22 protein-coding genes are annotated in these 23,809 nt (G+C 67.5%); 16 read left to right on the top strand and 6 right to left on the bottom strand.

Features of this window, described 5'->3' with window-relative positions; all coding sequences use genetic code 11:
* Window positions 1-1,855 (bottom strand): ATP-dependent Clp protease ATP-binding subunit (locus AC1DEY_RS16475; protein WP_476868906.1); only part of this gene is annotated, 1,855 nt, incomplete at its 3' end.
* A 614-nt stretch (window positions 1,856-2,469) separates the two neighbouring features.
* Here AC1DEY_RS16475 and AC1DEY_RS16470 point away from each other — a divergent pair.
* The 8 genes from AC1DEY_RS16470 to AC1DEY_RS16435 all read left to right on the top strand — a co-directional run bounded on the left by AC1DEY_RS16470 (window position 2,470) and on the right by AC1DEY_RS16435 (window position 11,451).
* Complete coding sequence (locus AC1DEY_RS16470; RefSeq protein ID WP_476868905.1) at window positions 2,470-3,528, top strand: LacI family DNA-binding transcriptional regulator; 1,059 nt, start codon at window positions 2,470-2,472, stop codon at window positions 3,526-3,528.
* A gap of 252 nt (window positions 3,529-3,780) precedes the next feature.
* A complete protein-coding gene (locus AC1DEY_RS16465; protein ID WP_476868904.1) occupies window positions 3,781-5,100 on the top strand; it encodes an MFS transporter in 1,320 nt (439 codons plus the stop codon).
* Window positions 5,101-5,183: 83 nt separating this feature from the next.
* Window positions 5,184-5,948: an SDR family oxidoreductase gene (locus tag AC1DEY_RS16460; RefSeq protein WP_441409615.1), complete on the top strand. Its 765-nt coding sequence runs from the start codon at window positions 5,184-5,186 to the stop codon at window positions 5,946-5,948.
* A gap of 19 nt (window positions 5,949-5,967) precedes the next feature.
* Window positions 5,968-6,900 carry a 3,5-dioxohexanoate:acetyl-CoA acetone transferase gene (gene kce / locus AC1DEY_RS16455; protein ID WP_476868903.1) on the top strand — a complete coding sequence of 311 codons (933 nt, stop codon included), beginning with the start codon at window positions 5,968-5,970 and terminating at the stop codon, window positions 6,898-6,900.
* A 4-nt stretch (window positions 6,901-6,904) separates the two neighbouring features.
* On the top strand, window positions 6,905-7,930 hold the full coding sequence (locus AC1DEY_RS16450; RefSeq protein WP_476868902.1) for a glycerate kinase: 1,026 nt from the start codon (window positions 6,905-6,907) through the stop codon (window positions 7,928-7,930).
* A 460-nt stretch (window positions 7,931-8,390) separates the two neighbouring features.
* On the top strand, window positions 8,391-8,882 hold the full coding sequence (locus AC1DEY_RS16445; RefSeq protein ID WP_476868901.1) for a carboxymuconolactone decarboxylase family protein: 492 nt from the start codon (window positions 8,391-8,393) through the stop codon (window positions 8,880-8,882).
* A 241-nt stretch (window positions 8,883-9,123) separates the two neighbouring features.
* On the top strand, window positions 9,124-10,461 hold the full coding sequence (locus tag AC1DEY_RS16440; RefSeq protein WP_476868900.1) for an FAD-binding oxidoreductase: 1,338 nt from the start codon (window positions 9,124-9,126) through the stop codon (window positions 10,459-10,461).
* A gap of 120 nt (window positions 10,462-10,581) precedes the next feature.
* Window positions 10,582-11,451 carry a DUF4031 domain-containing protein gene (locus tag AC1DEY_RS16435; RefSeq protein WP_476868899.1) on the top strand — a complete coding sequence of 290 codons (870 nt, stop codon included), beginning with the start codon at window positions 10,582-10,584 and terminating at the stop codon, window positions 11,449-11,451.
* 36 nt (window positions 11,452-11,487) lie between these two features.
* On the opposite strand, the gene AC1DEY_RS16430 is transcribed toward AC1DEY_RS16435, so the two are convergent.
* The 4 genes from AC1DEY_RS16430 to AC1DEY_RS16415 form a co-directional block, all read right to left on the bottom strand.
* A complete protein-coding gene (locus tag AC1DEY_RS16430) occupies window positions 11,488-11,961 on the bottom strand; it encodes an SRPBCC family protein (protein ID WP_476868898.1) in 474 nt (157 codons plus the stop codon).
* A gap of 68 nt (window positions 11,962-12,029) precedes the next feature.
* Entirely contained in the window at window positions 12,030-12,443 is a 414-nt protein-coding gene (locus tag AC1DEY_RS16425) for a YccF domain-containing protein (RefSeq protein WP_476868897.1), read from the bottom strand.
* Between the two features lie 132 nt (window positions 12,444-12,575).
* Window positions 12,576-13,127, bottom strand: a complete 552-nt coding sequence (locus AC1DEY_RS16420; protein WP_476868896.1) for a YceI family protein — start codon at window positions 13,125-13,127, stop codon at window positions 12,576-12,578.
* Window positions 13,128-13,378: 251 nt separating this feature from the next.
* On the bottom strand, window positions 13,379-14,455 hold the full coding sequence (locus tag AC1DEY_RS16415) for a glycoside hydrolase family 16 protein (protein WP_476868895.1): 1,077 nt from the start codon (window positions 14,453-14,455) through the stop codon (window positions 13,379-13,381).
* A 226-nt stretch (window positions 14,456-14,681) separates the two neighbouring features.
* Between AC1DEY_RS16415 and AC1DEY_RS16410 the strand changes: the two genes are divergently transcribed.
* The 8 genes from AC1DEY_RS16410 (at window position 14,682) to AC1DEY_RS16375 (ending at window position 23,097) form a co-directional block, all read left to right on the top strand.
* Window positions 14,682-15,542, top strand: a complete 861-nt coding sequence (locus tag AC1DEY_RS16410) for a glycosyltransferase family 2 protein (protein WP_476868894.1) — start codon at window positions 14,682-14,684, stop codon at window positions 15,540-15,542.
* Between the two features lies 1 nt (window position 15,543).
* On the top strand, window positions 15,544-16,542 hold the full coding sequence (locus AC1DEY_RS16405; protein ID WP_476868893.1) for a glycosyltransferase family 2 protein: 999 nt from the start codon (window positions 15,544-15,546) through the stop codon (window positions 16,540-16,542).
* 108 nt (window positions 16,543-16,650) lie between these two features.
* Window positions 16,651-17,751 (top strand): hypothetical protein, encoded by a 1,101-nt coding sequence (locus AC1DEY_RS16400; protein ID WP_476868892.1) that lies wholly within the window; start codon window positions 16,651-16,653, stop codon window positions 17,749-17,751.
* Between the two features lie 11 nt (window positions 17,752-17,762).
* On the top strand, window positions 17,763-19,853 hold the full coding sequence (locus AC1DEY_RS16395; protein WP_476868891.1) for a glycosyltransferase: 2,091 nt from the start codon (window positions 17,763-17,765) through the stop codon (window positions 19,851-19,853).
* 8 nt (window positions 19,854-19,861) lie between these two features.
* Window positions 19,862-21,751, top strand: a complete 1,890-nt coding sequence (locus tag AC1DEY_RS16390) for a hypothetical protein (RefSeq protein WP_476868890.1) — start codon at window positions 19,862-19,864, stop codon at window positions 21,749-21,751.
* Window positions 21,741-22,118, top strand: a complete 378-nt coding sequence (locus AC1DEY_RS16385; RefSeq protein WP_476868889.1) for a hypothetical protein — start codon at window positions 21,741-21,743, stop codon at window positions 22,116-22,118. Before AC1DEY_RS16390 ends, AC1DEY_RS16385 begins: the two co-directional genes overlap by 11 nt.
* Window positions 22,115-22,294 carry a hypothetical protein gene (locus AC1DEY_RS16380; protein ID WP_441409599.1) on the top strand — a complete coding sequence of 60 codons (180 nt, stop codon included), beginning with the start codon at window positions 22,115-22,117 and terminating at the stop codon, window positions 22,292-22,294. The genes AC1DEY_RS16385 and AC1DEY_RS16380 overlap by 4 nt, the downstream gene beginning before the upstream one ends.
* 74 nt (window positions 22,295-22,368) lie before the next feature.
* Complete coding sequence (locus tag AC1DEY_RS16375) at window positions 22,369-23,097, top strand: hypothetical protein (protein ID WP_476868888.1); 729 nt, start codon at window positions 22,369-22,371, stop codon at window positions 23,095-23,097.
* Window positions 23,098-23,200: 103 nt separating this feature from the next.
* On the opposite strand, the gene AC1DEY_RS16370 is transcribed toward AC1DEY_RS16375, so the two are convergent.
* A complete protein-coding gene (locus tag AC1DEY_RS16370; protein ID WP_476868887.1) occupies window positions 23,201-23,803 on the bottom strand; it encodes a phosphoribosylanthranilate isomerase in 603 nt (200 codons plus the stop codon).
* Between the last annotated feature and the right edge of the window lie 6 nt (window positions 23,804-23,809).

Here is a 23,809-nt window from a genome sequence, read left to right as displayed (position 1 = left end):
GCTCAGTCTTGCCGACGCCGGTGGGGCCCAGGAACAGGAACGAACCCGTGGGCCGGTTGGGATCGCTGATCCCGGCGCGGGCGCGGCGCACGGCGTCGGAAACCACGGCGACGGCCTTCTTCTGGCCGATCAGCCGCTCGCCCAGGACGTGCTCCATGTTCAGCAGCTTCTGGCTCTCGCCCTGCAGCATGCGCCCCGCGGGGATGCCGGTCCAGGCGGATATCACCTCGGCGATGTCGTCGGCGGTGACCTGCTCCGCGACCATTTGGGTCGACTTGTCCGTGTTGGCTGCTTCCGCAGCGGCCGCCGCATTCAATTCGCGCTCCAAAGCCGGAATCTCGCCATAGAGGATCCGCGACGCCGTTTCCAGGTCTCCCTCACGCTGGGCCTTGTCGGCCGCGGAGCGGAGCTCGTCAAGCTTCGCCTTCAAGTCGCCCACGCGGTTGAGACCGGCCTTCTCGGCCGCCCAGCGGGCATTCAGCGCCGCGAGCTCCTCATTCTGGTCGGCTTTGTCCGCGCGAAGGGCCTCGAGGCGTTCCAGCGAGGCGGGATCCTTCTCGTTCTTGAGGGCCAGTTCCTCCATGGTCAGCCGGTCAACCTGGCGGCGCAGCTGGTCGATCTCCTCGGGCGCGGAGTCGATTTCCATGCGCAGCCGGGACGCGGCCTCGTCCACGAGGTCGATCGCCTTGTCCGGCAGCTGCCGGCCCGAGATGTACCGGTTGGAGAGGGTCGCGGCGGCCACCAGCGCGGAGTCTGAGATCGTCACCTTGTGGTGGGCCTCGTAGCGTTCCTTGAGGCCGCGCAGAATGCCGATGGTGTCCTCGACGCTCGGCTCGCCCACGAACACCTGCTGGAAGCGGCGCTCCAGGGCGGGGTCCTTTTCGATGTTCTCGCGGTACTCGTCCAGCGTGGTCGCACCGATCAGCCGCAGCTCGCCGCGGGCCAGCATGGGTTTGAGCATGTTGCCGGCGTCCATGGAGCTGTCCCCGGTCGCGCCGGCCCCCACCACCGTGTGGAGCTCATCGATGAACGTGACGATCTGCCCCTCGGAGCCCTTGATTTCCTCCAGGACAGCCTTGAGTCGCTCCTCGAATTCGCCGCGATACTTCGCGCCGGCCACCATGGAAGCGAGGTCCAGGGCGATCAGGGTCTTGCCGCGCAGGCTTTCCGGCACGTCGCCCTGCACGATCCGCTGGGCGAGGCCCTCGACGACGGCGGTCTTGCCGACGCCGGGCTCGCCGATAATGACGGGGTTGTTCTTGGTGCGGCGGCTCAGGACCTGGATGATGCGCCGGATCTCGGCATCGCGGCCAATCACCGGGTCCAGCTTGCCCGAGCGGGCCACCGCGGTGAGGTCCGTGCCGTAYTTCTCGAGCGCCTGGAACGARTTTTCCGGGTCCGSGTTGTCCACYTTGCGGCCGCCGCGGACGCCGGGCAGGGCGGCCAGGAGCGCCTCGTGGGAGGCGCCGGCCTCGCGCAGGAGSGTCCCGACGCCGTCGCTSCCGGCAGCGAGGCCSAGCAGCAGGTGYTCGGTSGARACAAAGCTGTCCCCGAGCCGYTCGGCCTCGTTCTGGGCATTCTTGATCGCCTGCAGSCCGGYSCGGGACAGCTGCGCCTGCTGCACACTGCTYCCGGAYGTYGAGGGMAGGGCCTTGATKGCGGTGCTCGCCTGGACGCTGACGRCRTCCGGGTCTGCGCCCGTGGCCCGGAGCAGTGCGACGGCGACGCCCTCCCGCTGGTCCATRAGCGCCTTGAGCAGGTGCGCCKGCTCGAGCTGCGGGTTTCCCGCGGTCGAGGCATTCATGGCGGCGGCAGCGAGAGCCTCCTGGCTCTTGGTGGTGAATTTGGCGTCCAAAGAGGGCTCCTTCCGGAATGGTCCTGATGTCAAAGTTGAGTCTACATCGCTCAACTTTGCCGTGATGCCCGCTGGCTCCATGTTTGCCGACAGCGAAACCCCTGTCTAGGGGCGGACTGCCCGCGGGCCGGGCGCACCGGGGAGTGGCGCCGGGGGCACCAGGGAGAGCCGGGGGGCACCGAGGGGCAACCCGGCTTCCGCCCCCGGCCCCACAGGTTCCACGGGTTCCACTGATTCCACTGATTCCACTGATTCCACTGATTCCACTGATTCCACTGACCCCACGGGACATGCCCTCCCCTGAGCCCGAAGAGTGGACATAATCCCATCATGTCCACTCCTCGAGCCAAGGACTGGACATGCTCCCGCCATCCGGGCGCGAAGAATGAGCATGTCCCGCTCACGGCACGAAAAATGAGCATGTCCCCGCTCGCCCGGCACGACCCCGCCCCAAGACTGGACATGTCCCACTCGCCCGGATTAGAAAAATGGGCATGTCCCGCAGCAGCCGCCCACGCAGCCGCATGAATCACTTAACGTTGCTTAACGATCGGCAGGCTCCTTACTGTAACTGGGGTCACAGCAACTCGAACCAACACGAAGGAGGGCCGGACATGCACGAACACGCCACAAGCGCCACGATGGACGGCCGTGTTGGCCCGGTTTCGGCCGCAGCGGTGGCCCGGGCCGCCGGGGTTTCCTCGGCCGCGGTCTCCTATGTCCTCAACGGCAAGGGCGGCGTCTCGCCGGAAACCCGGCGCCACATCATCCATGTGGCGAACGAGCTCGGCTTCAGGCCCCGTAAGCCCTCGCAGTCAACAGACCCGCAGCGGACCCGGGTCATCGGGCTGATCCTGCCGAACATCATCAATCCGATGTTTCCGCGCTGGGCGCAGGGCGTCATCACGGCCGCGGCGGAGTCGGGCTACGAAGTTTTCGTCGCCACCACCCAGGACGATCCGGAGGTCCTCGCCCAGGTCACCTCCACACTGGCGCACCGCAACGTGGACGGCATCATCCTGGCCGCCTCGCTCCGGGACGACGCCACCGCGCTCCGCACCCTGAGGGCGGCCCGGATCCCCTTCGTATGCCTGTCCCGGCGGGCGGACTTCCTCGATTCGGACTTTGTCGGGATCGACGACGACGCCGCCGCCTCCACGCTGATGCAGCACATGCTCAGCCACGGGTTCACCGAGATCGCCACCGTCGTGGGGCCCCGATTCTCGACCGCCTCCCTGGCCCGTGAACAGGCGTTTGTCCGCACCGCCGCCGCAGCCGGCATCACCATCAGCGGCGACCGGAAGATCAGCACCAGGGTCAACAACGAGGGCGGCCGGCTGGCGGCCGAACGGCTGTTTTCCGCCGGAACTCCGCCCCAGGCCGTAGTGTGCGGCAGCGACGAACTTGCCATCGGCGTCATGGAATACGCCCTGTCGCGCGGCCTGCGCATCCCGGAGGACGTCGCCGTCGCCGGCTGTGACGGTCTGCCGCACAGCCGCTCCGGGCTGATCAACCTGACCAGCATTGTCCAACCGCAGCAGGAAATGGCCAACGAGGCCTTCGCCATGCTGCTCAAACGCATCGATTCCCCGTCCGCCTCCTACACCTCGAAAGTGTGCCGGCACCGCCTGCACGTCGGGCGGACGTGCGGCTGCACGCCGCCGGACATCTGAGTCCGGGCGCCGTACCGGAGACGCCCACGCCGGCGGCCACACGCCGGCCGCGGYCCGGCCGCGGCCAGTCCCCCGGCATCCGCCCGTCCACGCCCACCATTCCTCGCCAGTCGGTCACGACGACGGCTCCGTGTGCCCCGTCGCGGCCACACGGCTCCCGGTCGCCTGACTTCCGCACGCCCGTGCTGACCACCGGCCCCGGCCACCGACCCCGACCAACGACCCAGCCCACCGACCCAAGGACCCCGACCCATGTCAGTTGTATCCGCACCAAAGAAGATGCGCACACCGCAGGAAATCAACGGCGTGATCCTACGCCGCGTCATGCCKCTGCTGATCGGCGCCTACATCATGGCCTTCCTGGACCGCACCAACATCGGCATGGCCAAGGACCGGCTGGAGATCGACCTCGGCATCTCGGCCACCGCTTACGGAATCGGCGCCGGGCTCTTCTTCCTGACCTACGCCCTGTCCGAGATCCCGTCCAACCTGATCATGCACAAGGTCGGCGCCCGCTTCTGGATCATGCGGATCATGATTACCTGGGGCATCATCTCCGCCGGCATGGCCTTCGTCCAGGGCGAATGGTCCTTCTACATCATGCGGATGCTGCTCGGCGTCGCCGAGGCCGGGCTCTTCCCGGGCGTCATGTACTTCCTGACCCAGTGGTTCGTGGTCAAGGACCGCGCCAAGGCCAACGGAATGTTCCTGCTCGGCGTCTCCATCGCCAACATCGTCGGCGCCCCGCTGGGCGGCCTGCTGCTGACCATGGACGGACTCGGCGGCCTGSACGGCTGGCAGTGGATGTTCCTCGTCGAGGGCCTACCGGCGTGCGTCCTCGCCTACGTCGTCTGGAAGAAACTCCCGGACCGCCCCAGCCAGGCAACATTCCTGACTGCCGAGGAAGCGGCCGATCTCGAGGCCCGCATCGCCGCCGAGGAATCTGCCGGCGCCGAGGCCTCCGGCAACCACCGGCTCCGCGATGTCCTGAAGGACAAGCAGATCCTCCTCGTCGTCGGCGTCTACTTCACCCACCAGATCGCCGTCTACGCCCTGTCCTACTTCCTGCCCTCCATCATCGGCACGTACGGAAAGCTCAGCCCGCTGCAGATCGGCCTGCTGACGGCCATCCCCTGGATCTTCTCCGCGGCCGGCGCACTGTTGGTCCCCCGTTTCGCCACCGACGGCCGCCGCTCCCGGATGCTGGTCACCGGAACCATGACCGGCATCGTCGCGGGCTTCGCGCTGGGTGCCGTCGGCGGTCCACTGCTCGGGATGATCGGCTTCTGCCTCGCCGCCTTCAATTTCTTCGCCCTGCAGCCGATCCTCTTCACCTACCCGGCCACCCGGCTCAGCGGCGCCGCCCTCGCCGGCGGCATCGCCTTCGTCAACACCATCGGCCTGTGCGGCGGTTTCCTGGGCCCCTACGTCATGGGCTTCATGCAGGACGCCACCGGCTCCAAGCTGTCCGGGCTGTGGTTCATCGTGGCCATGTGCATCATCGGCGCGCTGCTGTCCCTGCTGCTCAAGCGCGGCACGGAGAAGCCCGCGGCTGTCCCGGCCGCCCACTGACCCACGGATCACCGCCCGTTCCGGACGCGCCCCGCCGCGCGTCCGGAACGGGCCCGCACACCCTCTGACTGCAAGGAATACCCATGGATTTCACCGCCAAACGCGTCCTGGTCACCGCCGGAGCCAACGGCATCGGCCTGGCCATCGCCAACAGGTTCCGGGAACTCGGCGCCGCCGTCTTCGTCACCGACATTGACCCCGACGCCGTCGAGAAGGCCCGCGTCAACGGCCTCGCGGCCGCCGTCAGCGACGTCTCCGACGAATGGCAGGTCCGCGCCCTCATGGCCACGGTCCGGGAAGAACTGGGCGGCCTGGATGTCCTGGTCAACAATGCCGGCATCGCCGGGCCCACCGGCCCCCTGGAATCCATCGACGCCGCGGCATGGAAGGCGACCTTCGACGTCAACATCCACGGCCAGTTTTTCTGCATCAAACACGCCCTGCCCCTGCTGCGCGAGGGCAACGGCGCCTCGATCGTGAACCTGTCCTCGGCCGCCGGGCGGCTGGGCATGGCCGGCCGCAGCGCCTACTCGGCGTCGAAGTGGGCCGTCGTCGGGCTCACCAAGACCCTTGCGATCGAACTCGGCCCGGACCGGATCCGGGTCAACGCCATCTGCCCCGGCGCCGTCAACGGCCCCCGGATCGACGCGGTCATCAATGCCAAGGCCGAAATGCTCGGGCAGCCGGCGGACGAGGTGTCCGCGCTCTACCACCACCAGTCCTCGCTCGGCCGGCTCATCGAGGCCGAGGACATCGCCAACATGGCCGTCTTCGTGGCCAGCGACCTGGCCCGCAACGTCAACGGCCAGGCTCTCGCCGTCGACGGCAACACCGAAAAACTCTACTGATCCCCGAGGAGCGACACCCATGGCTGCTGCACGCAAAGTCATCATCACCAGCGCCGTCACCGGCGCCATCCACACCCCGTCCATGTCCCCGCACCTGCCCGTATCCCCGGACGAGATCGCCGACGCCGCGATCGGCGCCGCCGAGGCCGGAGCCGCGATTGTGCACATGCACGCCCGCGATCCCAGGGACGGCCGCCCCTCACAGGACCCGGAGCACTTCGCACCGATCCTGGACAAACTCAAGCGGAACACCGACGCCGTCATCAACATCACCACGGGCGGCTCCCCGCACATGAGCGTCGAGGAGCGGATGCAGCCGGCAGCACTGTTCAAGCCCGAGCTCGCCTCGCTGAACATGGGCTCGATGAACTTCGGGCTGTACCCGATGCTGGAGCGCTTCACCGAGTTCGGCCACGACTGGGAACGCGAGGGGCTCGAGAAGAGCCGCGACCTGGTCTTCAAGAACACCTTCCAGGACATCGAGACCATCCTGGGCATCGGCAACCAGAACGGCACCCGCTTCGAGTTCGAGTGCTACGACATCTCGCACCTGAACAACCTGGCCCACTTCCATGCCCGCGGACTTGCCAGGGGCCCGCTGTTCGTCCAGTCCGTGTTCGGCCTGCTCGGCGGCATCGGCGCGCACCCGGAGGACCTCATGCACATGCGCCGCACCGCCGACCGTCTGCTGGGCGAGGACTACGAGTGGTCCATCCTGGGCGCCGGCAAGAACCAGATGCCGCTCGCCACGATCGGCGCGGCCATGGGCTCGCACGTCCGGGTGGGCCTGGAGGACTCGCTGTGGATCGGGCCGGGGCAGCTCGCCGCGTCCAACGCCGAACAGGTCACCCGGATCCGCACCATCCTGGAAGCCCTCAACTTCGAGGTCGCCACACCGGACGAGGCGCGGCAGATGCTGCAGCTCAAGGGCCGGGACAAGGTGGGTTTCTGAGCGCATGAGCATCCTCGTGGCCCCGGACAGCTTCAAAGGCACCTTCACGGCGGCGCAGGTCGCGGCGCACATTGCCGGCGGGATCCGTTCGGCCGGCGCCGCCGCCGTCGAACTGCCCGTGGCCGACGGCGGCGAGGGCACCTTCGAGGTCCTGGTCAGGGGCCTGGACGCCCGCCCCGTCCGTGTCGGCACGGTGGGCCCGTGGGGTGACGCCGTCGACGCCGTCATCGCCCTGGCCGCCGACGGCACCGCCGTCGTCGAGCTGGCCTTTGCCAGCGGTCTCAACCTGCCCACGTCCGGGGACCGGGACCCGATCGCCGCCAGCACCTATGGCACCGGCGTGCTCATGGCGGAGGCCGTCCGGCTCGGAGCCCGCCGGCTGCTGGTCGCGGCCGGCGGGTCCGCAACGACCGACGGCGGCGCCGGGGCCATCGCTGCGATCGAGGAGCGCGGCGGGCTCCGCGGGGCGGAGGTCGTGATCCTGAGCGACGTCACAACGCGTTTTTCCGACGCCGCCCGGGTGTTCGGTCCGCAGAAGGGCGCCGGTCCGGCCGTGGTTGCCGACCTGACCCGCCGGCTCGAGCTGCAGGCCGAACGCTTCGCCGCCGTGTACGGCCGCGATCCCCGCCTGATGGACCGGACCGGCGCGGCCGGCGGGTTCTCCGGCGGCATGTGGGCACGCTATGGTGCCAGCCTGGTGTCAGGGGCCAACTATGTGCTGGATTTGTTGGGGTTCGACGCGCGACTGGCCGCAAGCAGCGCCGTGGTGGTCGGCGAGGGCCGGCTGGATTCCCAGACCGGACAGGGCAAGATCATCGCCGCCATCCTGGCCCGCGCCGCCGACATACCCGTGTACGCGGTGGTGGGATCGGTGGACCCCGATCTCGGCGCCGATGCGGACAGCTTTGCCGGCATCATCGTGGCCGGCAACCCGGACGCCATGCAGGCGGCGGGGGCTGAACTGGCCCGGGCTGTGTCCCGTGATTCGCCGGTTTCCCGCGCTGCCGCTGCGGTTCGCGCTTCCGTGTGACGCCACGGGACATGTCCCCCGGCGGCCCGTACCGATGGAAATAATCCCTGTGGGCCGAATCCCGGGCCCTAAGACTCGACATGCCCTCTGGGACCAGGTGTGCCCACCGGACATGCCCTCCGTTGACCCACACCGATGGACATAATCCCCTCCTGCCCATTCCCGGGCCTGAAGGCTGGACATGTCCCCTGCAGCCAGGCGTGACCACTGGACATGTCCTGCGGCGGCTCCCAAAACCGGGCATGTGCCACAGCGGGATTGGCGAAGTTCGGAGTGGCCAAGCATGGCGGGGCTCAGCGGGAGGCGAAGCCCGGCCCTGAAAGAGCGGTTCGATGGCCGGGTCCCCCAAGGAACCGGCCATCGAACCAAAAACTCCCACTCCCACACCTTGTCACACATTTGACAAAATTGTCACACGACGCTCCGAGTCTGGCCAAAGCTCGTCGGTATTGTGGAATCCATGACTGAGACGGCCGCACCGCAGCATCCTGACCACCGGAGTGTCTTCCTGGACAAGGAGCATCCGGCCGCGTGGCGTGCACTCAACGGGCTGGGCCTGAAAGCCAAGGAAGCCGCCGCCGAGGCCGGGCTGGACGGGACGCTGATCGAACTGCTCAACGTCCGCATTTCGCAGATCAACGGCTGCGCCTATTGCCTGGATATGCATGTCGGCGATGCCGTTAAGAATGGCGAGTCGGCCCAGCGGCTGGCTGTCCTCTCGGCCTGGCGGGACACAACACTGTTCTCAGAAAAGGAACGAGCAGCCCTGACCCTGGCCGAGGCCATCACCAGCATCTCTGACGCCCGGGCCCGAGACCACGACGGCGCACAGGCCCGGCGGCACCTTTCGGCCGAGGAATTTTCCGCCGTCAGCTGGCTGGCCATCACCATGAACGCTTTCAACCGGGTTTCCATCGTTAGCCAGCACCCGGTCCGCGCCGCCCGCGACTAACCCCCGCGATTAAACCCGCCGGCGCCTCACGCCGACACCCCACCAGGACACGCCCCAGTGGCACCCAGCCAGGCCACCAACTGGCACACCCGACCGGAGATCAGGAAGTAGCCAGGGAGACGCGGGACCCCCGGGCATCGCTGCCGCGCCGCCTGCCAAACAGAACGCCATAGCCACATCCGGTGCGCGGTCGTAAGCTCGGAAAGTGGGGCGGAGCCGCGGTCACCGAGGGAGCACTGCCATGAAGTGGGTCAGGCCGGGTCACCCGGAATACGACGAAACTCGAAGACTCTTCAACGCGATGATCGACCGCCATCCGGCCGTCATTGCCCCATGCGCCGACGCGGCAGAGGTGGCCGAGGCCTTGGCGTATGCGCGGACGCACGGCTTCGACGTCGCCGTCCGCGCGGGCGGCCATTCCGTGGCTGGCATGTCGTTGAACGACGGCGGCCTTGTAGTCGACGTTCGTCCGATGAAATCCGCCCGCGTGGACCCGGAGGCCCGCACGGCCACGGTGGGTGCAGGCCTCACCTGCGGGGAGTTTGACCGGGCCACCCAGGAGTACGGGCTCGCCATCACCGGCGGGCGTGTCTCCACGACCGGTCTCGCCGGTTTCACACTCGGGGGCGGGTCGGGCTGGCTCGAGCGCGCCTTCGGCTTCGCCTGCGATGACCTCGTCTCCGTGGACCTGGTCACGGCCGCCGGTGAACAGGTGACGGCCAGCGCCCGGGAGAATCCCGAGCTGTTCTGGGCCCTGCACGGAGGCGGCGGGAACTTCGGCGTCGCCACGTCCTTCACCTTCGGCCTGCACCAGCTCGGGCCACAAGTGCACGCCGGCCTGCTGATGTGGCCGGGGGACGCGGCCGAGGAAATCAGCCACGGCTACCGGGAACTGGCGCTTGCGGCGCCCAACGAGGAGTCCGCCACCCTCATCTACGCGATCGCGCCGGCGGAGCCTTTTGTGCCCGCGAACCTGGTGGGCAAGATGGTGGTGTGCGTGGTGTACGTCTTCGCTGGCGACCCCGCGGCGGGAAAGGAACATGCCAAGGCCTACCGGGAGCTTGGGCCTGCGGTGGACCTGGTGGAGGACACGGACTACGCCGACTTCCAGTGTTCCCTCGACGACCCGCCGGGCAAGTACAACTATTGGAGCGCTGACTATCACGACGAACTTTCCGACGGCGCCCTGGACGTCATCATCGACTCGGCCCGGAATCTCCCGGGACCAAGTTCCCAGCAGCTGATAGCCCACTGGGGCGGGGCCGTGAGCGGGCCTGCCGCGGCCGCCACCCCGCTGCTGAACCGGAACGCCAGCTGGGTGAGCCACCCCTTCGGCCTGGGCGACACTCCGCAGGGCGGGCAGGAGGCGAAGGCGTGGGTCAAGCGGTTCCGCCAGGACATAGCCCCCTACGCGACCGGAGGCGTGTGGCTGAACTTCATCGGCAACGAGGGCCAGGACCGCGTCCGGGCAGCCTTCGGCGAGGACAACTACGCCCGGCTGGCAAACGTGAAACGCGAGTTTGACCCCGGGAATGTTTTCCACGGCAACCAGAACATCCGCCCCTCCGTCGCTGTGTGACCCCGCGCCCGGCGGCCCGGCCCGCACCCGGCCGGCGACAGCCCGACGATGCCCGACGATGCCCGACGCCGGACCGCGCCGGCCCGCGTCGGCGTCAGCGGGCGGCGCTAGACTTCCTCCATGGCCGTCTACGTCGATCCGCCGCTCTGGCCTGCCCACGGAACGCACTTCTCGCACCTCGTCTCGGACAGCTCGCTTGAGGAGCTGCACTCGTTTGCCGCGGCCGCGGGCATCTCCGGCCGCGCGTTCGACGGCGACCACTACGACGTCGCCGAGGACCGCTATGCGGCCCTCGTGGCGGCCGGCGCCATCCCTGTGGAGGGCCGGGTGCTGGTCCGCAAGCTGATCGACAGCGGCCTGCGGATCCCGGCCCGCCGGCGCGGCAAGGCCCTCAGGATTCCCCTGCTGAACCGCTGGAATGAGGCGCTGCCGGGCCACGACGCCCTCTTCCTTGACCTGCTGGACCGCTGGGGCGAGGAGCACCGGAAGTACCACGGCCGCACCCACCTGCTGGCCGTACTGGAGGCCCTGGACCTGCTCTGCGATCCGTCCGATCCGCCCCGAGCAGTACTGCTGGCGGCCTGGTTCCACGATGCCGTCTACCGCGGCATCGCGGGAGAGGACGAAGAGGAATCGGCGCGGCTGGCCGAAGACCGGCTCCGGCATGCCGGCCTGCCGGCCGCCGAGGTGGACGAAGTGGTGCGCCTGGTCCTGCTGAGCGCGGACCACTGTCCGGAGCCCGGAGACGACGCCGGCGCCCTGCTCAGCGACGCCGACCTCTCCGTCCTTGGCGGGGACCCGGAGGCCTACGGCCGTTATCTGGCCGCCGTCAGGGAAGACTTCGCGCACATCGGCGACGCCGACTTCGCCACCGGCCGCGCCGCCGTCGTCCGCCGGCTGCTGCAGCTGGATCCGCTCTTCCATACGGACCGGGCCCGCGGGCTGTGGCTGGAGGCGGCCCGCCGGAACCTGCAGGGCGAACTCGCGTGAAAAGAGACCACCGCGCTCGCCGGCAGCCGGTGATGCTCAGGCGGCAACGCTGAGGTGATTCGCCAGCCGGTCGAACGATTCACGCCATCCTTCGCCGTGGCGGTCGCGGCTGGACGCAGAGTCGAACGGTCCCTGGGTGAAGGTCATCTGGGTGCCGCCGTCGACGTCCTCCAACCGGATCGTCACCTCGGTCTCGAAGCCGCGGGTGCCGTCCGGCCTGTCCCAGGCATGGGTGAAGACCAACAGGTGCGGCGGCTCAATATCGGTGTGCACCCCGCCCCACCAAAATTGCTGCCCCGTACTGTCCTGGATCATGCAGGCGCGGTACAGGCCACCGACCTCAAGGTCCGTATCGACGCTCTCCCGCGGGACATGGAAGCCGCGCGGACCCCACCACTGCGGAGCCTCGTCCGGGTCCGTCAACGCGGACCAGACACCCCGGAGCGGGGCCCTGAACTCGCGCACAATGACCAGCATGAGGTCCGTGTCCCCGGACGCCGGTTCGCTCATGGTCCTCTCCCTCGGATTGCTTGGACTGACAGGGGACGCGGCCTCGGCCCCGGGGCTGCGCCGCCGCGCTAGCGTCGGCCGGGCCTGTAGGCGGTTACGTACGGCGTATTGCTGGGGACGATCTGTTTGCCGAGCGGCATGAGCGAGACCGGGATGAGCTTGAGGTTGGCGATCGCCAGCGGGATGCCGATGATCGTGATGGCCATGGCGAAGGCCGTGATGATGTGCCCGATCGCGATCCAGATCCCTGCCACAAGCAGCCAGATGACGTTTCCCACCAGGGCAAATATGCCGTTTCCGCCGGGCTTGTCGATCACCATTCGACCGAAGGGCCACAAGGCGTAGGACGCGATGCGGAACGAGGCCAGCCCCCACGGAATGGTGACGACCAGCATGCAGCAGACAACGCCGGCCAGGAAGTACCCAAGGGCCAGCCACAGGCCGCCAAAGAGCAGCCAGATGATGTTCAGGAGTGTCTTCATGGTTTCATTCTCGCCCGTAGGACTGACATTCGGCTTAGTGGTTCACCCGGAAAGATCCCTGATTTACGCCTCCGGCCCTCCGACGCCGCCCCCCCGTAGGGGACACCGGGTGCACGTTGGACTTTCCAGGGCTTAGGCGTCGGCCTGCTTGACCATTGCTGCCTCAACATTGATCTTTACCTTGTCGCTGACCAGCAGGCCGCCTGCCTCGAGGGCGGCGTTCCAGGTCAGGCCAAATTCCTTCCGGCTGATGTCTGCCTCAGCGCTGAATCCGGCCCGCGTGGCGCCGAAGGGATCCACCGCGACGCCGGTGAACTCGACTTCGAGTTCGACGGGCTTGGTGACGCCGCGGATCGTGAGGTCGCCGGTCAACACGTAGTCATCCCCGCCGCCCCTGATCGCGGTGGCCCGAAAAGTCATGTCGGGGTACTTTTCGACATCGAAGAAGTCGGGGCCGCGCACGTGGCCGTCGCGGTTGGCGTCGCCCGAATCGAAGCTGGCGGTCTTGACCGTTGCGTGCAGGCTGGCATCTGCCAGCGACTCGCGCAGGTGCGCCTCGGCGGTGGCCTCGTTGAACCGGCCGCGGACCTTGCTGATGCCCGCATGGCGGACGCTGAAACCGACTTCGCTGTGGGACATGTCCAGCATCCACACTCCGGGGGTCAAACCTTCGGGCAGAGTCACAACGGTCTCCTTTGAGCGGGGGCGGGCGGGTCCCGCCAAGCGATCGGGGTGTTCCCCTTCCTGCATGCTAACGAGGAAGCCCGTCCCGGGCTAGGTCCGAGCGGCCCTGACGCTGACACAACGTCAGATCGGATGATCCGGAGATGCCTACTTCGCCAGCACGTCCGGAAAGTACCAGAACCCGGCCTTCGGGACACTCGATGTCACGGCTACAGCGGATGAGCGTGCCGCCCGGCAGCGTTCCCAGCGAATCAGGCCGGCACCCAGACGCTGATCCAGTCGAGGGAGACGTGGCCCTGGGTGGTCGGGGCCGGGCATCCGGTGAGACATGACTCGGTCTGCAGGATCAGGTGCATGGGCGTTGTCGGCACCTTGGAGCTGACGCCCAGGGAACGGCCGTCGAGGAAAAACTCAACCTGCCCGGGGCTCCACTCCATTGTGGCCACATGCCAGGACGTGACGGACTGGTCCGAATCGAATTTCTCGAAGGCATCCGCGCCGTTCCGGTCATAGTGGACGGCGCCGTAGATGATCTTGGCCAGATCCCCTTCGGGGAAGTCCACCTCACCGTCCCGCGGCCAGACGCCGCTGTCTGGCCACAGCAGCCAGGCCGTCTTGAATCCGGGCAAGGCGTCGGCCCGGTAGCGGACCGAGTACCGGCCATACAGCAGACTGTTGGCACGGTGCGGGCTGGAACTGGCATTGGGGATCTTGGGCGTTGGCGCCGCCCCCATGATGATCCCGCTCTCCGAATGCAGGTACCAGTCCAGCGTGCCGTTGCGGACGCTGAGCACCTTGGACGGGTAGTAGCCGGTCTTTCCCCCGTTGGTCTGCCCCGCCGTGTCCGGTGTCCCGTCCTTATAGCCGGCGCTCCACCGCGAACTGTAGAGCGGGCCGGGGAAGCTGCCCACCGGGACGTCGCCGGCGGAGAAGTCCTCGACGAAGACCTGCTTCCAGCCGGGCAGATCACCTGACATGGTCACATCCGTGGTCCGGACCGGAAGTGCTGCTGTTCCCAGGCCCGGCGGGGGCGCGGACAGGGCGCCCGACGGCGGAGCGGGCTCCGTTACGGCACCGCTTTCCGGCGCGCCCGGCTGCGCCTCCGGGCTGCCGGCGCCCGGACCAGCGCCCGGGCTCGCGGAAGGACCAGACGGCGACGCCGAGACGGACGTGAACAGCGGCCGGTCGCCCCGGGGAGCCACATCCGCGGCGCAGCCGGCCAGCGCCAGGGCGGGTCCCAGGACCATGGCGGGAACCAGCCTGAACCAGATGGTGTGGAGACGCCGGCGGCCCGCCGGCACGCGCCCCCACATGACGCGCGTCCGCATTCGGCCAGTGTTGCACGGAGGCCGCCGCGCATCAACAGTTTTCACTCCTTTTTGCTTGAATATTCAAGTTAATCCAAGGTTAATGCAAGGTGGCATGACCAAACTTTAAGCCTGGGGTAATTCACTAAGTTGTCCACAATTGTTCAGTGTCAGCATCGGGTCTATTTCCGGTTTGAGGAGGTCGGAGAGCGCTGCAATTGGGACGAGCAGAATACGTCATTGAGTGGTGAGGCCAGTGTCCATCCCGAATCTCAAGCCAAACGTGCGCCCCCAAACGACGCCCCCGCCGGCAAATCCCTCGGTCAGTGTGGTGATTCCCACGTTGAACGAGGCGATGAACTTGCCGTGGGTTCTGCGGCGTATGCCCTCCTATGTAGATGAGGTGGTAATTGTTGATGGCCGTTCCCTGGACGGAACAGTTGATGTCGCGCGGGCCATGCGCCTGGACGTGGTGGTGGTGGCCGAGCCCCGCCCCGGCAAGGGAAACGCCGTGCGGGCCGGATTTGCCGCGGCCTCCGGCGACATCATCGTCATGCTGGACGGCGACGGCAGCATGGACCCCCAGGAGATCGGCTGGCTGGTGACCCCGCTCCAGCATGAATACGACTTCGTCAAAGGTTCCCGCTATGTGACGGGCGGCGGCTCCGACGATCTCACCTGGCTGCGCAGCGGGGGGAACAAGCTGCTCACCGGGCTCGCCAATGCGGTCCTCCACAGCGACTACTCGGACCTTTGCTACGGCTACATTGCCCTCCGCCGCGAATGCGTTGACATTCTGGAACTGGAGTCCGATGGGTTCGAGATCGAAACCGAACTGATTGTCCGGGCCTCCAGGGCAGGCCTTCGCATTGCCGAGGTTCCCAGCCATGAGCTGTCCCGCATCTCCGGCCAGTCGAACCTGCACACATTCCGGGACGGCTGGCGGGTTCTCCGCACCCTTGCCCGYGAGCGCGTGAGCTGGGAGGCGCCGACAGCCGGTGCCCGCCCCGAGGCCCTGCGCCGAGTCAAGTACAAGTACCCCAGCGCGGTGTTCCCCCACGTTCCCACCGATCCCAGCAGCGTCCTGGGCGTACGGGCAGGCGAATAGGATGTCCGGACACTCCAGCTTCCCGGCAGTATCCGTGGTCATCTGCTCCTACTCGGAGGACCGGTGGGACAGGCTGATGGGCGCCTTGGACTCGGTCCGCACCCAGACCGTCCCGCCCAAGCAGACGATCGTCGTCGTCGACTACAACGTGGACTTGTACAAACGGCTGATCTTCACCGTCCCCGACGCCGTCATAGTCGAAAACACCGGCCCCAAGGGCCTCTCCGGCGCCCGCAACACGGGCGCCGGAATCGCCAAGGCAGAGATCGTGGCCTTCCTCGATGACGACGCCGAAGCCGAGCCGGACTGGCTCGAGCGGCTCGCAGCCTTGTACGACGATCCCGACGTCCTTGCTGTGGGCGGCCGGGTGGAACCGCTCTGGGAAACGGGCCGGCCGGGCCACTTCGCCAACGAGCTCGACTGGATTGTTGGCTGCACCTACCGGGGAATGCCCAAAGTTGCCGCCGAAGTCCGCAACGTCATTGGCGCAAACATGTCCTTCCGGGCCGATGTCCTGGACCGTGTCGGCGGCTTCAACACAGCGTTGGGGCGCCAGGACGCCGTCCCGCTGGGCTGCGAAGAGACCGAACTGTGCATCCGCGCGGTAATCGGAGCTCCCGGATCCCGGGTTGTCTATGAACCCGCAGCCCTGGTGCACCACCACGTGCCGGCAGAGCGCGGCACCTTGCGCTACATGCTTGCGCGCTCCTGGGGCGAAGGGATTTCCAAGGCGCAGGTCAGCCGCGTGGTTGGCCACAAGCGCGCGCTGGGCCCTGAACGGCGCTATGTCCGGCAGGTCCTGCCTCGGGCGGTGTTCGCCGGAATCCGCGGCTGGCTCGGTGGCGGCGACCGTGCCGGACTCGGCCGGGCGGCAACCATCATCGCCGTGCTCGCAGCCACTGCCACCGGCTACGTCCGCGGGCGCCGCCTGCCGGCCGCACCCTCGCCCGTGAAGGCGGCCACGGCGTCGGCGGAAGAGCCTTGGAGGGAAGTCCAGTGAACCGTGCAGCCTACGAGCCCGTCCCCGCAGACCGCCCGGTGCAGCACCTGCGCCCCCTGCACCCCGAACCACCCGACCGCTGTAACCCGACCCCAGAAAGCTTGGATCATGAGCCAGCCTGAACGCGACGTGAAACAGCCGATCGATGCCTCCCCCGGCGCCTCCTTCGATGTCCACGGGATCGTGGGCATCGATGTCGAGGCCGGGACGCCTGGCGAACCGCAGCTGCGGGACATGCTCGCCCCGTTCCTGGGGACCTCCGCCGCGCCACGGCGGATCACCATCGGCGCGAAGATATCGCCGGTTTCCAGCCAGTCCCACGCGGAGGATGCCTACCGGTTCACCGGGGAATCCCTCTACATTCCGGCGGACCGCGTCCAGATCATCGAGACAAAGGACGGGTACCGGGTCGAGGGCGCCGGCGAGCTCCTGACCTCCGTGATTCCGCTGCTGGACAGGCTGTGTGTCCAGGAGGAGACGGCCATGATCCATGCCGCGGTAGTGGATTTCCGCGGCTCCGGGGTGCTTCTGCCGGCCTGGGGCGGGGTCGGGAAGACCAGCACGGTGGCGAAGCTGGTGGCCATGCGCGACGTGCGCTTCATGGCGGATGACTGGGCCTTCATGGGCGCCGGCGGCATGCTCATGGGCTACGCCAAACCGATGTTCATCAAGCCCCACCACCGTGCCATCTACCCGGACATGTTCCGGGGGACGCGCAAGCCCCTGGCCCCCGGATGGCTGACCACGCCGGTCGCCCACCTGGCGACGGCGGTCCATCCGGTCATTGTCCGCTACCCGAAAACCGCCGCCTTCACCCGGCGCTGGTCCCCCGAGCACCGCATGGTGCAGCCGGAGCATGTCTTCGGGGCGCAGCGGATTTCATCCGCGGCGCCGGCACAGCTGGCCATCTTCCTCGAGCGGTTCGACGGCGCGGACGCCCGGCTGGAAGCGCGAAGCGCGGAATGGATGACGTCCCGGGTCGTAGGCAACTTCCATTCGGAACTGCCCATGGTGTCGCGGCGGCTCGTCGAGGCCCTCGGCGCCACCAGCCTGGTCCCGCTGGAGGAGCATTTCGGGCAGAAGGCGGCCGTGGTCCGCCGGGCCCTGGAGGATGTTCCCTGCTGGCTGCTCCGGCTGCCGGCCGCATGGTCTGCGGACCAGGCATCTGACTACATCGCGAATCTGGTCCGTTCAAAACTGGATGAGTGAGGCGAGTCCACGTGAGCGATCTGAAGGTGTCAGTTGTCGTTCCGGCACGCAATGCCGCAGCGTGGCTGGGCGAGTGCCTTGAGTCGATCCGCAGCCAGCATCCGCACGAAATGATCGTCATCGATGGCTGCTCGACCGATGACACCGCCGCCATCGCCCGCGAGTGCGGGGCAACCGTCATCTCCGACGAAGGACGCGGCCTGCCGGCCGCACGGATGCTCGGCGCCCGAAGCGCCACCGGTGAGGTTGTCGCCCTGATCGACGCCGACGTCGTCCTTCCGCCCAAAAGCCTGCCCCGGCTGCTGAGCGAATTCGAGTCCGGCGACTACGACGGCCTGCAATTCGGGCTGGCCAGCGAAGCCGACGGCCCCGGGTACTGGGGTGCCGCGCTGGCCTGGCACCACAACCACAGCCGGGTGCGCAAATGGTTCGGCGTCAGCGCCACACTCATGCGCCGCGACGTACTGCTTGGCGTCGGGTTCGACGACGACTTCCGCTCCGGGGAAGACGTCGAGCTGAGGATCCGGCTGGAGCAGGCCGGCTACCGGCTGGGCGTCTCCGACTCCGTGATGGTCAGGCACCGGTTCGACGACACGTTCGACTACGCCCGCGACCAGTGGCTTCAGGACGGGGCCGGGACGGCCCGGACCGTCCGCAAGCACACGGGCCACCTCTGGCTGGTGATTCTGCCGCTGCTGGCCACTGTGAGGGGTGTGGGCCTGTCCCTGCTCCGGGCACCGCGTTTCCTGCCGTATTGGATAGGCTTCCTCCTCTACAACTACCGCGCCATGTTCGGCGAACTCCTGCGGCCGGCCCACAAGCCCATGTCAGTCGGAGGGAACGCGGCCTGGCTGGCCGCGGCGAGGATCGCCCCCATGGTGACGGGCTTCCTGTTCTGGGCGCTGGCGGCCCTTGTGCTGCCGCCTGCGCAGATAGGTCTCAGCTCCGCGGTGGTGTCGGCGGCGCTCCTGACCGTGCAGTTGGGGATGCTCGGCGTCGGGCCCGCCACGCTGACGCTCCTTCCCGCGGAAAGTGATGGCGGCCGGCGCCTTATCGCCACAAGCCTGCTTAGCGTCGCTGCGTTCTCCCTGCTGGGCGCGGGCCTGCTGGTTGGCATCACGAATTGGCTCGGCACGGGTGTGGGCGAGGCGTGGGTCGACCCCCTGGTCACGGTACTTTTCCTGGCCACGGCGCTCCTGGCCGCCAGCGCGTACCAGCTTGACCACGTGGGCGTGGCCCAGGAACGGGCCGACCGCGCACTGGTCAGGAGTCTCGTGCAGAGCCTGGTCCAGCTCGCCTTCCTGGCCGCCGCATTCGCCGTCGGACTCCGTGACGTGGAAGTGGTTGTGGGTGCTGTTGCCGCCGGGGCTCTGGCCAGCGTCCTCGTAGGCCTGCGCCAGCTGCGCCGGGCCAAGGTGTCCCCGGACTGGAAACACGGACTGCGGGCGCGCCAGGCCCTGAAACTCCTGAAGCCCGGACTTCCCAACCACGCCCTCATGCTCGCCGACCGCGCACCCGGCTACCTGCTCCCGCTCATCGTTGCAGCCACTCTGGGTCCGGCCCCTACGGCCTCCTGGTACGTGGTGTGGATGATGGCCTCGGCGGTGTTCTTTGTGCCGCAGTCTGCCGGATTTACCCTGCAAACGGCCCTCGCGGGAACGCGGGCGCGGCCGGGCCTCGTCGCCTCCGCGCTGCGGGCCAGCTTCCTGTTGACTCTCGTGGCCGGGCTGATATTGATAGTGGCCGGGCCGCTGCTTCTGGGCTTCCTCGGACCGCAATACGCGTCCGCGTGGGTCCTTCTTCCTGTACTCGTGCCGGCACTGCTCCTGAGTTGCGTGACCCAGGTCTACTACGGGCTGTGCCGGGCCCAAGGGCGGCTCGTGGAATCCACGGTAGTCGCCACCCTGGCCGCCATCCTGGTCGTGGCACCCGCCGTGGCCGTGGCCCAGCAATATGGCCTCACTGGCATCTCCGTCCTCTGGGCCGTTGCCCAGGCGACGGCGTCGCTGATCGCCGCCCGGCGCCTGATCGTTCTGACCCGAGCGAAGTCCGCCTCCACCGCGGGCGAGATTCCCTCAGCGGCGCGCCACCAGCCGACCTGAATCGAGAAATGATGATACGCGAAACGGCAACCAGCCTCCCGGAGCACGGCGCCCACCGGCAGGAGACCCATGGGCATACGCACGTCGGCGGCGCCAAACCGCCCACACACCGCAACCTTGGACTGACCCCGTCGTGGCACGTCGGCGCCCTGGCTGCGGCCGCCGCGGCCGCCCTGGCCCTCGGCGTCTGGAGCATGACCCAGGTCAATCCCGTCCTGATCGGCGGGGCCGGACTCATCGCCTCCCTGCCGCCGGCCTATTTCGTGGCGCTTGGGCTCAGCCTGACCGCATTTGTCGCCTCGTTGAGCCTCCGCCGGCTCGTTCCAGTGCTCCTGACCTGGCAGCTGCTGGTCACAGTGGTCATCCTGCATGGCGCTGACGCCGTCATCCATGGGCTGCCCCGGCTGGAGGCGAGCTACCGCCATCTGGGCATCGCCGACACCATTGGCCAATCGGGCCAGCTGAATCCGAACCTGGACGCTTACTTCAACTGGCCCGGCTTTTTCGACATGCTGGGAATGCTCTCCGGGGCGACGGGCGCAAAAGACCTTTTGGGTATTGCAACGTGGGCTCCCGTGGGGATCAACATCCTCATGCTCGCACCCCTGCTGGCCCTGGCCCGGCGGTTGACAGCGAATCCGCGCCAAGCGTGGGCGGCGGTCTGGATCTTCTACCTGGCCAGTTGGATTGGACAGGACTACCTGTCGCCGCAGGCCTATTCGTTCGTCCTCCTGCTCACCTTGGTGGCCTGCCTGCTGAGCGTCTTTGAGGGATGGGCCTGGCCCACGGAGCGCACGAAGTTCTCCAAGTGGCTTGCCCGGAACGTCACCAACCTGGACGGCTCAGTCCCCCGGTACGGCGCCATAGCGGCACCCCGGGCGGACACGGCGGTGCTCGTTGTGGTCTGCGCGCTGATCCTGGTTGCCATGACCGCGTCCCATCAGCTCAGCCCCTTTGCCGTGATCCCCATCCTGGCCGCACTGTTGCTGACCGGCCGTCTCCGGCTTCGCTTCCTGCCGGTCCTGGCCGTGGTCCTGCCCCTGGGCTGGCTGCTCTTCGCGGCGTCATCCTTCGTGCAGGGTCACTTCGGCCAGCTCCTCGGTTCGCTCGGCGACATCGGTGCGAACAGCCTCGGTGCGCTGAGCACCAGGGTCTCAGGCAGCGATGCCCATGTGTTCGTCGTCTACACCCGCATCGCCGAGGTCGCCCTGGTCTGGCTCCTCGCCGTTGTCGGCGCCATCGTGGGCTACCGGCGGAAGGCACCGTGGCTGGCCGCCGCGGCCGCAGCCCTTGCGCCGTTGGTGCTGATCCCCCTCCAGCCATATGGCGGTGAACTGCTCCTGCGCCTCTATCTCTTCAGCCTGCCGTTTGCGGTCTGCCTGGCCGTACTGCCCCTGATGTCAGACCATTCCGCCGGACTGAGCCTGCGCCGGGCCCTTGCACTGCTGCTGATGGGTTCCGTGCTGGCGACGGCCACGGTGGTCTCCCGTTACGGAAATGACAGCATGGAAAGCTTTAGCAACGACGAACTCGCAGTCGTGAACCGCCTCTATTCGACCGCGCCCACCGGCTCTGTCCTCATTGAGGCTGTTCGCAACACCCCGTGGAGATTCCAGCACTACGCGGACTATGACTACCGGGCGCTCGTTGCTGCCGAGCCCATCCCCAACGCCGCGCCGCTGAGCTGTGACGCGGCCAACCAGATCGCCCACAAATCGGGTGCGTACCTCATCGTTACCCAAAGCCAGCAGGAGGCCGCCGAACTTCGCGGGTCGACTCCCACTGGCGACATTCAACGCTTTGTCGCCACCTGCGGCACCAGTCCGGGCTGGACGAAGGTCTTCGAAAACGCCGGCGGCGTGATTTTTCATATCGAAGGAGTTAGCAATGGCAAGTGAACGCAGCTACGTGAGCTATGCGACGGCAGCCGTCGCACTGGCAGCCATACCGCTCTCGTTCGTCGGACCGGAGGGGCTGCGCCTGGCGGTGATCGGGCTGCTGATGCTGGCCGGGCCCGGAACAGCATTGGTACTGCTCCTGCGCTTCGACCCCCCGCGCTCGGCCCAGGCCACCGGCGCGCTGCCCCTCAGCATCGCCATCGCAATTGCCTTCAGCCTGACGATGTCCACCCTCGTGGCGACGGCGATGATTTATGCACGGCTCTGGTCACCGCCGGTGGGCGTGTGCGTCCTGTCCCTGATCACCCTCGCCTTCCTGGGCCTTGAGCTCAAGCGGCCGAAGCGGGTCCTGGTGCGTGCGAAATGATCATCTTCCTGACAGGGCTGGCCACGGTATCGGCGCTGGTGAGTTGCGATGTGTTGCGCGTCCTGAAGCCTGATAAGGCACTCCCGCGGGCCGTGGTGGTCATCACCGCAGCACTGCTGGCTATCGTCTGCGTCGCTGTAGTAATGCAGCTGGCACACCTTGCGCAGCTTGCATGAACCGAACCACTCACCCGGTGCCGCCGGGACAAGCGCACGTCAACAATTCGAACCAACCACGGAAAGAATCTCCAATGAGAAAACTCAAAGCACTCAGCACGGTGGGGACGCTCGGATTGCTCGTAGCCGGTTCCCTCATTTTCGGTTCGGCCCCGGCGGCCAACGCTGCAACCTGCGCCCCCGCGCCAACAAACTCCTATCCGGGAACTGTGGTGCTCGCGACGAGTTTTGAGGCCAGTGGCTTTTGCGGCCTCATCCCCCAAGTTTCAGGCACCGGCACGGCGGCCGTTTCGACTTCCCAGAAACATACCGGGACGCGTTCGACCAAGCTGCATGTCACCACGGATTCCGGTTCTCTCGCGAACCTCTCGACTCCGGCCTTCGGCTCTGGAACCAAGACCTCGTACGCGGACGGCTGGTTCAATATCACCGTGGCCGGCGTTTCCGGCAATGACGTCCCGTACTTCCGGTTCTTCTCAGGCTCCACGCGCGTTGCAGACATCTACCGCTACAACAGCAACGGGCAGCTGTGGCTCCGGGTGACCTCACCAAGCGGCACCTTCGTCTACACCAAGCTGATCTCCAGCAGCATCTCCATGAGCGCGTGGCACCGCGTCGCCATGAGGGTGACCGCGAACGGCAGCAATTCAACAATCCAGGTGTGGTTCGACGGCGTACAGAAGTACAGCAGCACGAGCGTCAGCATGCTCGGCAGCACCTTGAGCAAGGTTCAGCTCGGGGCGGAGCACAACCGGCAAAAGGGCGACGAATACATCGATGACGTGATCATCAAACGCTCCTAGTCCGCGCCGACAGTTCTCGGGCGCCGCGTTAGAAACGTGGCGGCCCCCGTTGGAAGAGTGGCAGCACAGGGACGATCCCGCTGCCACTCTTCCGTGTCCGGCCCTAGTCCGATTCCTTGGCCGCCCGCACGAAGTCCGCGATTTTGTCCAGGTCCTTGATGCCTCGTGCCGACTCGACGCCGGAGGAAACATCGACGCCCCATGCACCGGCCTCCGCGGCTGCTCGGGCCACGTTGGCGGGATCCAGGCCGCCGGCGAGCAGCCATTTGCGGCCGCCAAGGGCTTTGGCCCGGACGGAGCCGTAGTCCCAGGCCTCGCCGGAGCCGGGGACAGCGGCGTCGATGAGGAGCAACTCCTCGCCCCAGTCCTCGAAGGTTTCCGGGGCGGCGGCCATGGTGACGGCCCGGATCAGTTTCATCCCGGCGTCGTGCACCGTCCGGACGTCCGCCGGCGAGCGGTCCCCGTGCAGCTGGACCCACGCCAGCCCGGCCTCACGGGCGACGGCGACGGCGTCGGCGGCCGGTTCGTGCCGGAACACCCCCACCGCCGGCAGCCCGTCCGGGMTGTGGGCGAGGAGGTTCCTGACCTGTTCCGGCGTGACCTCCCGGGGGCTGCGGGTCAGGACGAAGCCGACGGCGTCCGCGCCGGCGCCGGCCGCGACGCGGACCGAATCCGGGGTGCTAAGACCGCACACTTTGACAAACATTCGGGG

The organism is Arthrobacter sp. 05T47 (assembly GCF_056395825.1).
Note: the sequence above shows the minus strand (reverse complement) of the source record. Positions and strands in the feature narration are given on the sequence as shown.

What these genes read in the sequence shown, in the direction of transcription:
- AC1DEY_RS16470 (WP_476868905.1), top strand. Translation starts at nt 2,470, where the DNA reads ATGCACGAACACGCCACAAGCGCCACGATGGACGGCCGTGTTGGCCCG.
- AC1DEY_RS16460 (WP_441409615.1), top strand. Translation starts at nt 5,184, where the DNA reads ATGGATTTCACCGCCAAACGCGTCCTGGTCACCGCCGGAGCCAACGGC.
- kce (WP_476868903.1), top strand. Translation starts at nt 5,968, where the DNA reads ATGGCTGCTGCACGCAAAGTCATCATCACCAGCGCCGTCACCGGCGCC.
- AC1DEY_RS16450 (WP_476868902.1), top strand. Translation starts at nt 6,905, where the DNA reads ATGAGCATCCTCGTGGCCCCGGACAGCTTCAAAGGCACCTTCACGGCG.
- AC1DEY_RS16445 (WP_476868901.1), top strand. Translation starts at nt 8,391, where the DNA reads ATGACTGAGACGGCCGCACCGCAGCATCCTGACCACCGGAGTGTCTTC.
- AC1DEY_RS16440 (WP_476868900.1), top strand. Translation starts at nt 9,124, where the DNA reads ATGAAGTGGGTCAGGCCGGGTCACCCGGAATACGACGAAACTCGAAGA.
- AC1DEY_RS16435 (WP_476868899.1), top strand. Translation starts at nt 10,582, where the DNA reads ATGGCCGTCTACGTCGATCCGCCGCTCTGGCCTGCCCACGGAACGCAC.
- AC1DEY_RS16430 (WP_476868898.1), bottom strand. Translation starts at nt 11,961, where the DNA reads ATGAGCGAACCGGCGTCCGGGGACACGGACCTCATGCTGGTCATTGTG.
- AC1DEY_RS16425 (WP_476868897.1), bottom strand. Translation starts at nt 12,443, where the DNA reads ATGAAGACACTCCTGAACATCATCTGGCTGCTCTTTGGCGGCCTGTGG.
- AC1DEY_RS16415 (WP_476868895.1), bottom strand. Translation starts at nt 14,455, where the DNA reads ATGCGGACGCGCGTCATGTGGGGGCGCGTGCCGGCGGGCCGCCGGCGT.
- AC1DEY_RS16405 (WP_476868893.1), top strand. Translation starts at nt 15,544, where the DNA reads ATGTCCGGACACTCCAGCTTCCCGGCAGTATCCGTGGTCATCTGCTCC.
- AC1DEY_RS16400 (WP_476868892.1), top strand. Translation starts at nt 16,651, where the DNA reads ATGAGCCAGCCTGAACGCGACGTGAAACAGCCGATCGATGCCTCCCCC.
- AC1DEY_RS16390 (WP_476868890.1), top strand. Translation starts at nt 19,862, where the DNA reads ATGATGATACGCGAAACGGCAACCAGCCTCCCGGAGCACGGCGCCCAC.
- AC1DEY_RS16385 (WP_476868889.1), top strand. Translation starts at nt 21,741, where the DNA reads ATGGCAAGTGAACGCAGCTACGTGAGCTATGCGACGGCAGCCGTCGCA.
- AC1DEY_RS16380 (WP_441409599.1), top strand. Translation starts at nt 22,115, where the DNA reads ATGATCATCTTCCTGACAGGGCTGGCCACGGTATCGGCGCTGGTGAGT.
- AC1DEY_RS16375 (WP_476868888.1), top strand. Translation starts at nt 22,369, where the DNA reads ATGAGAAAACTCAAAGCACTCAGCACGGTGGGGACGCTCGGATTGCTC.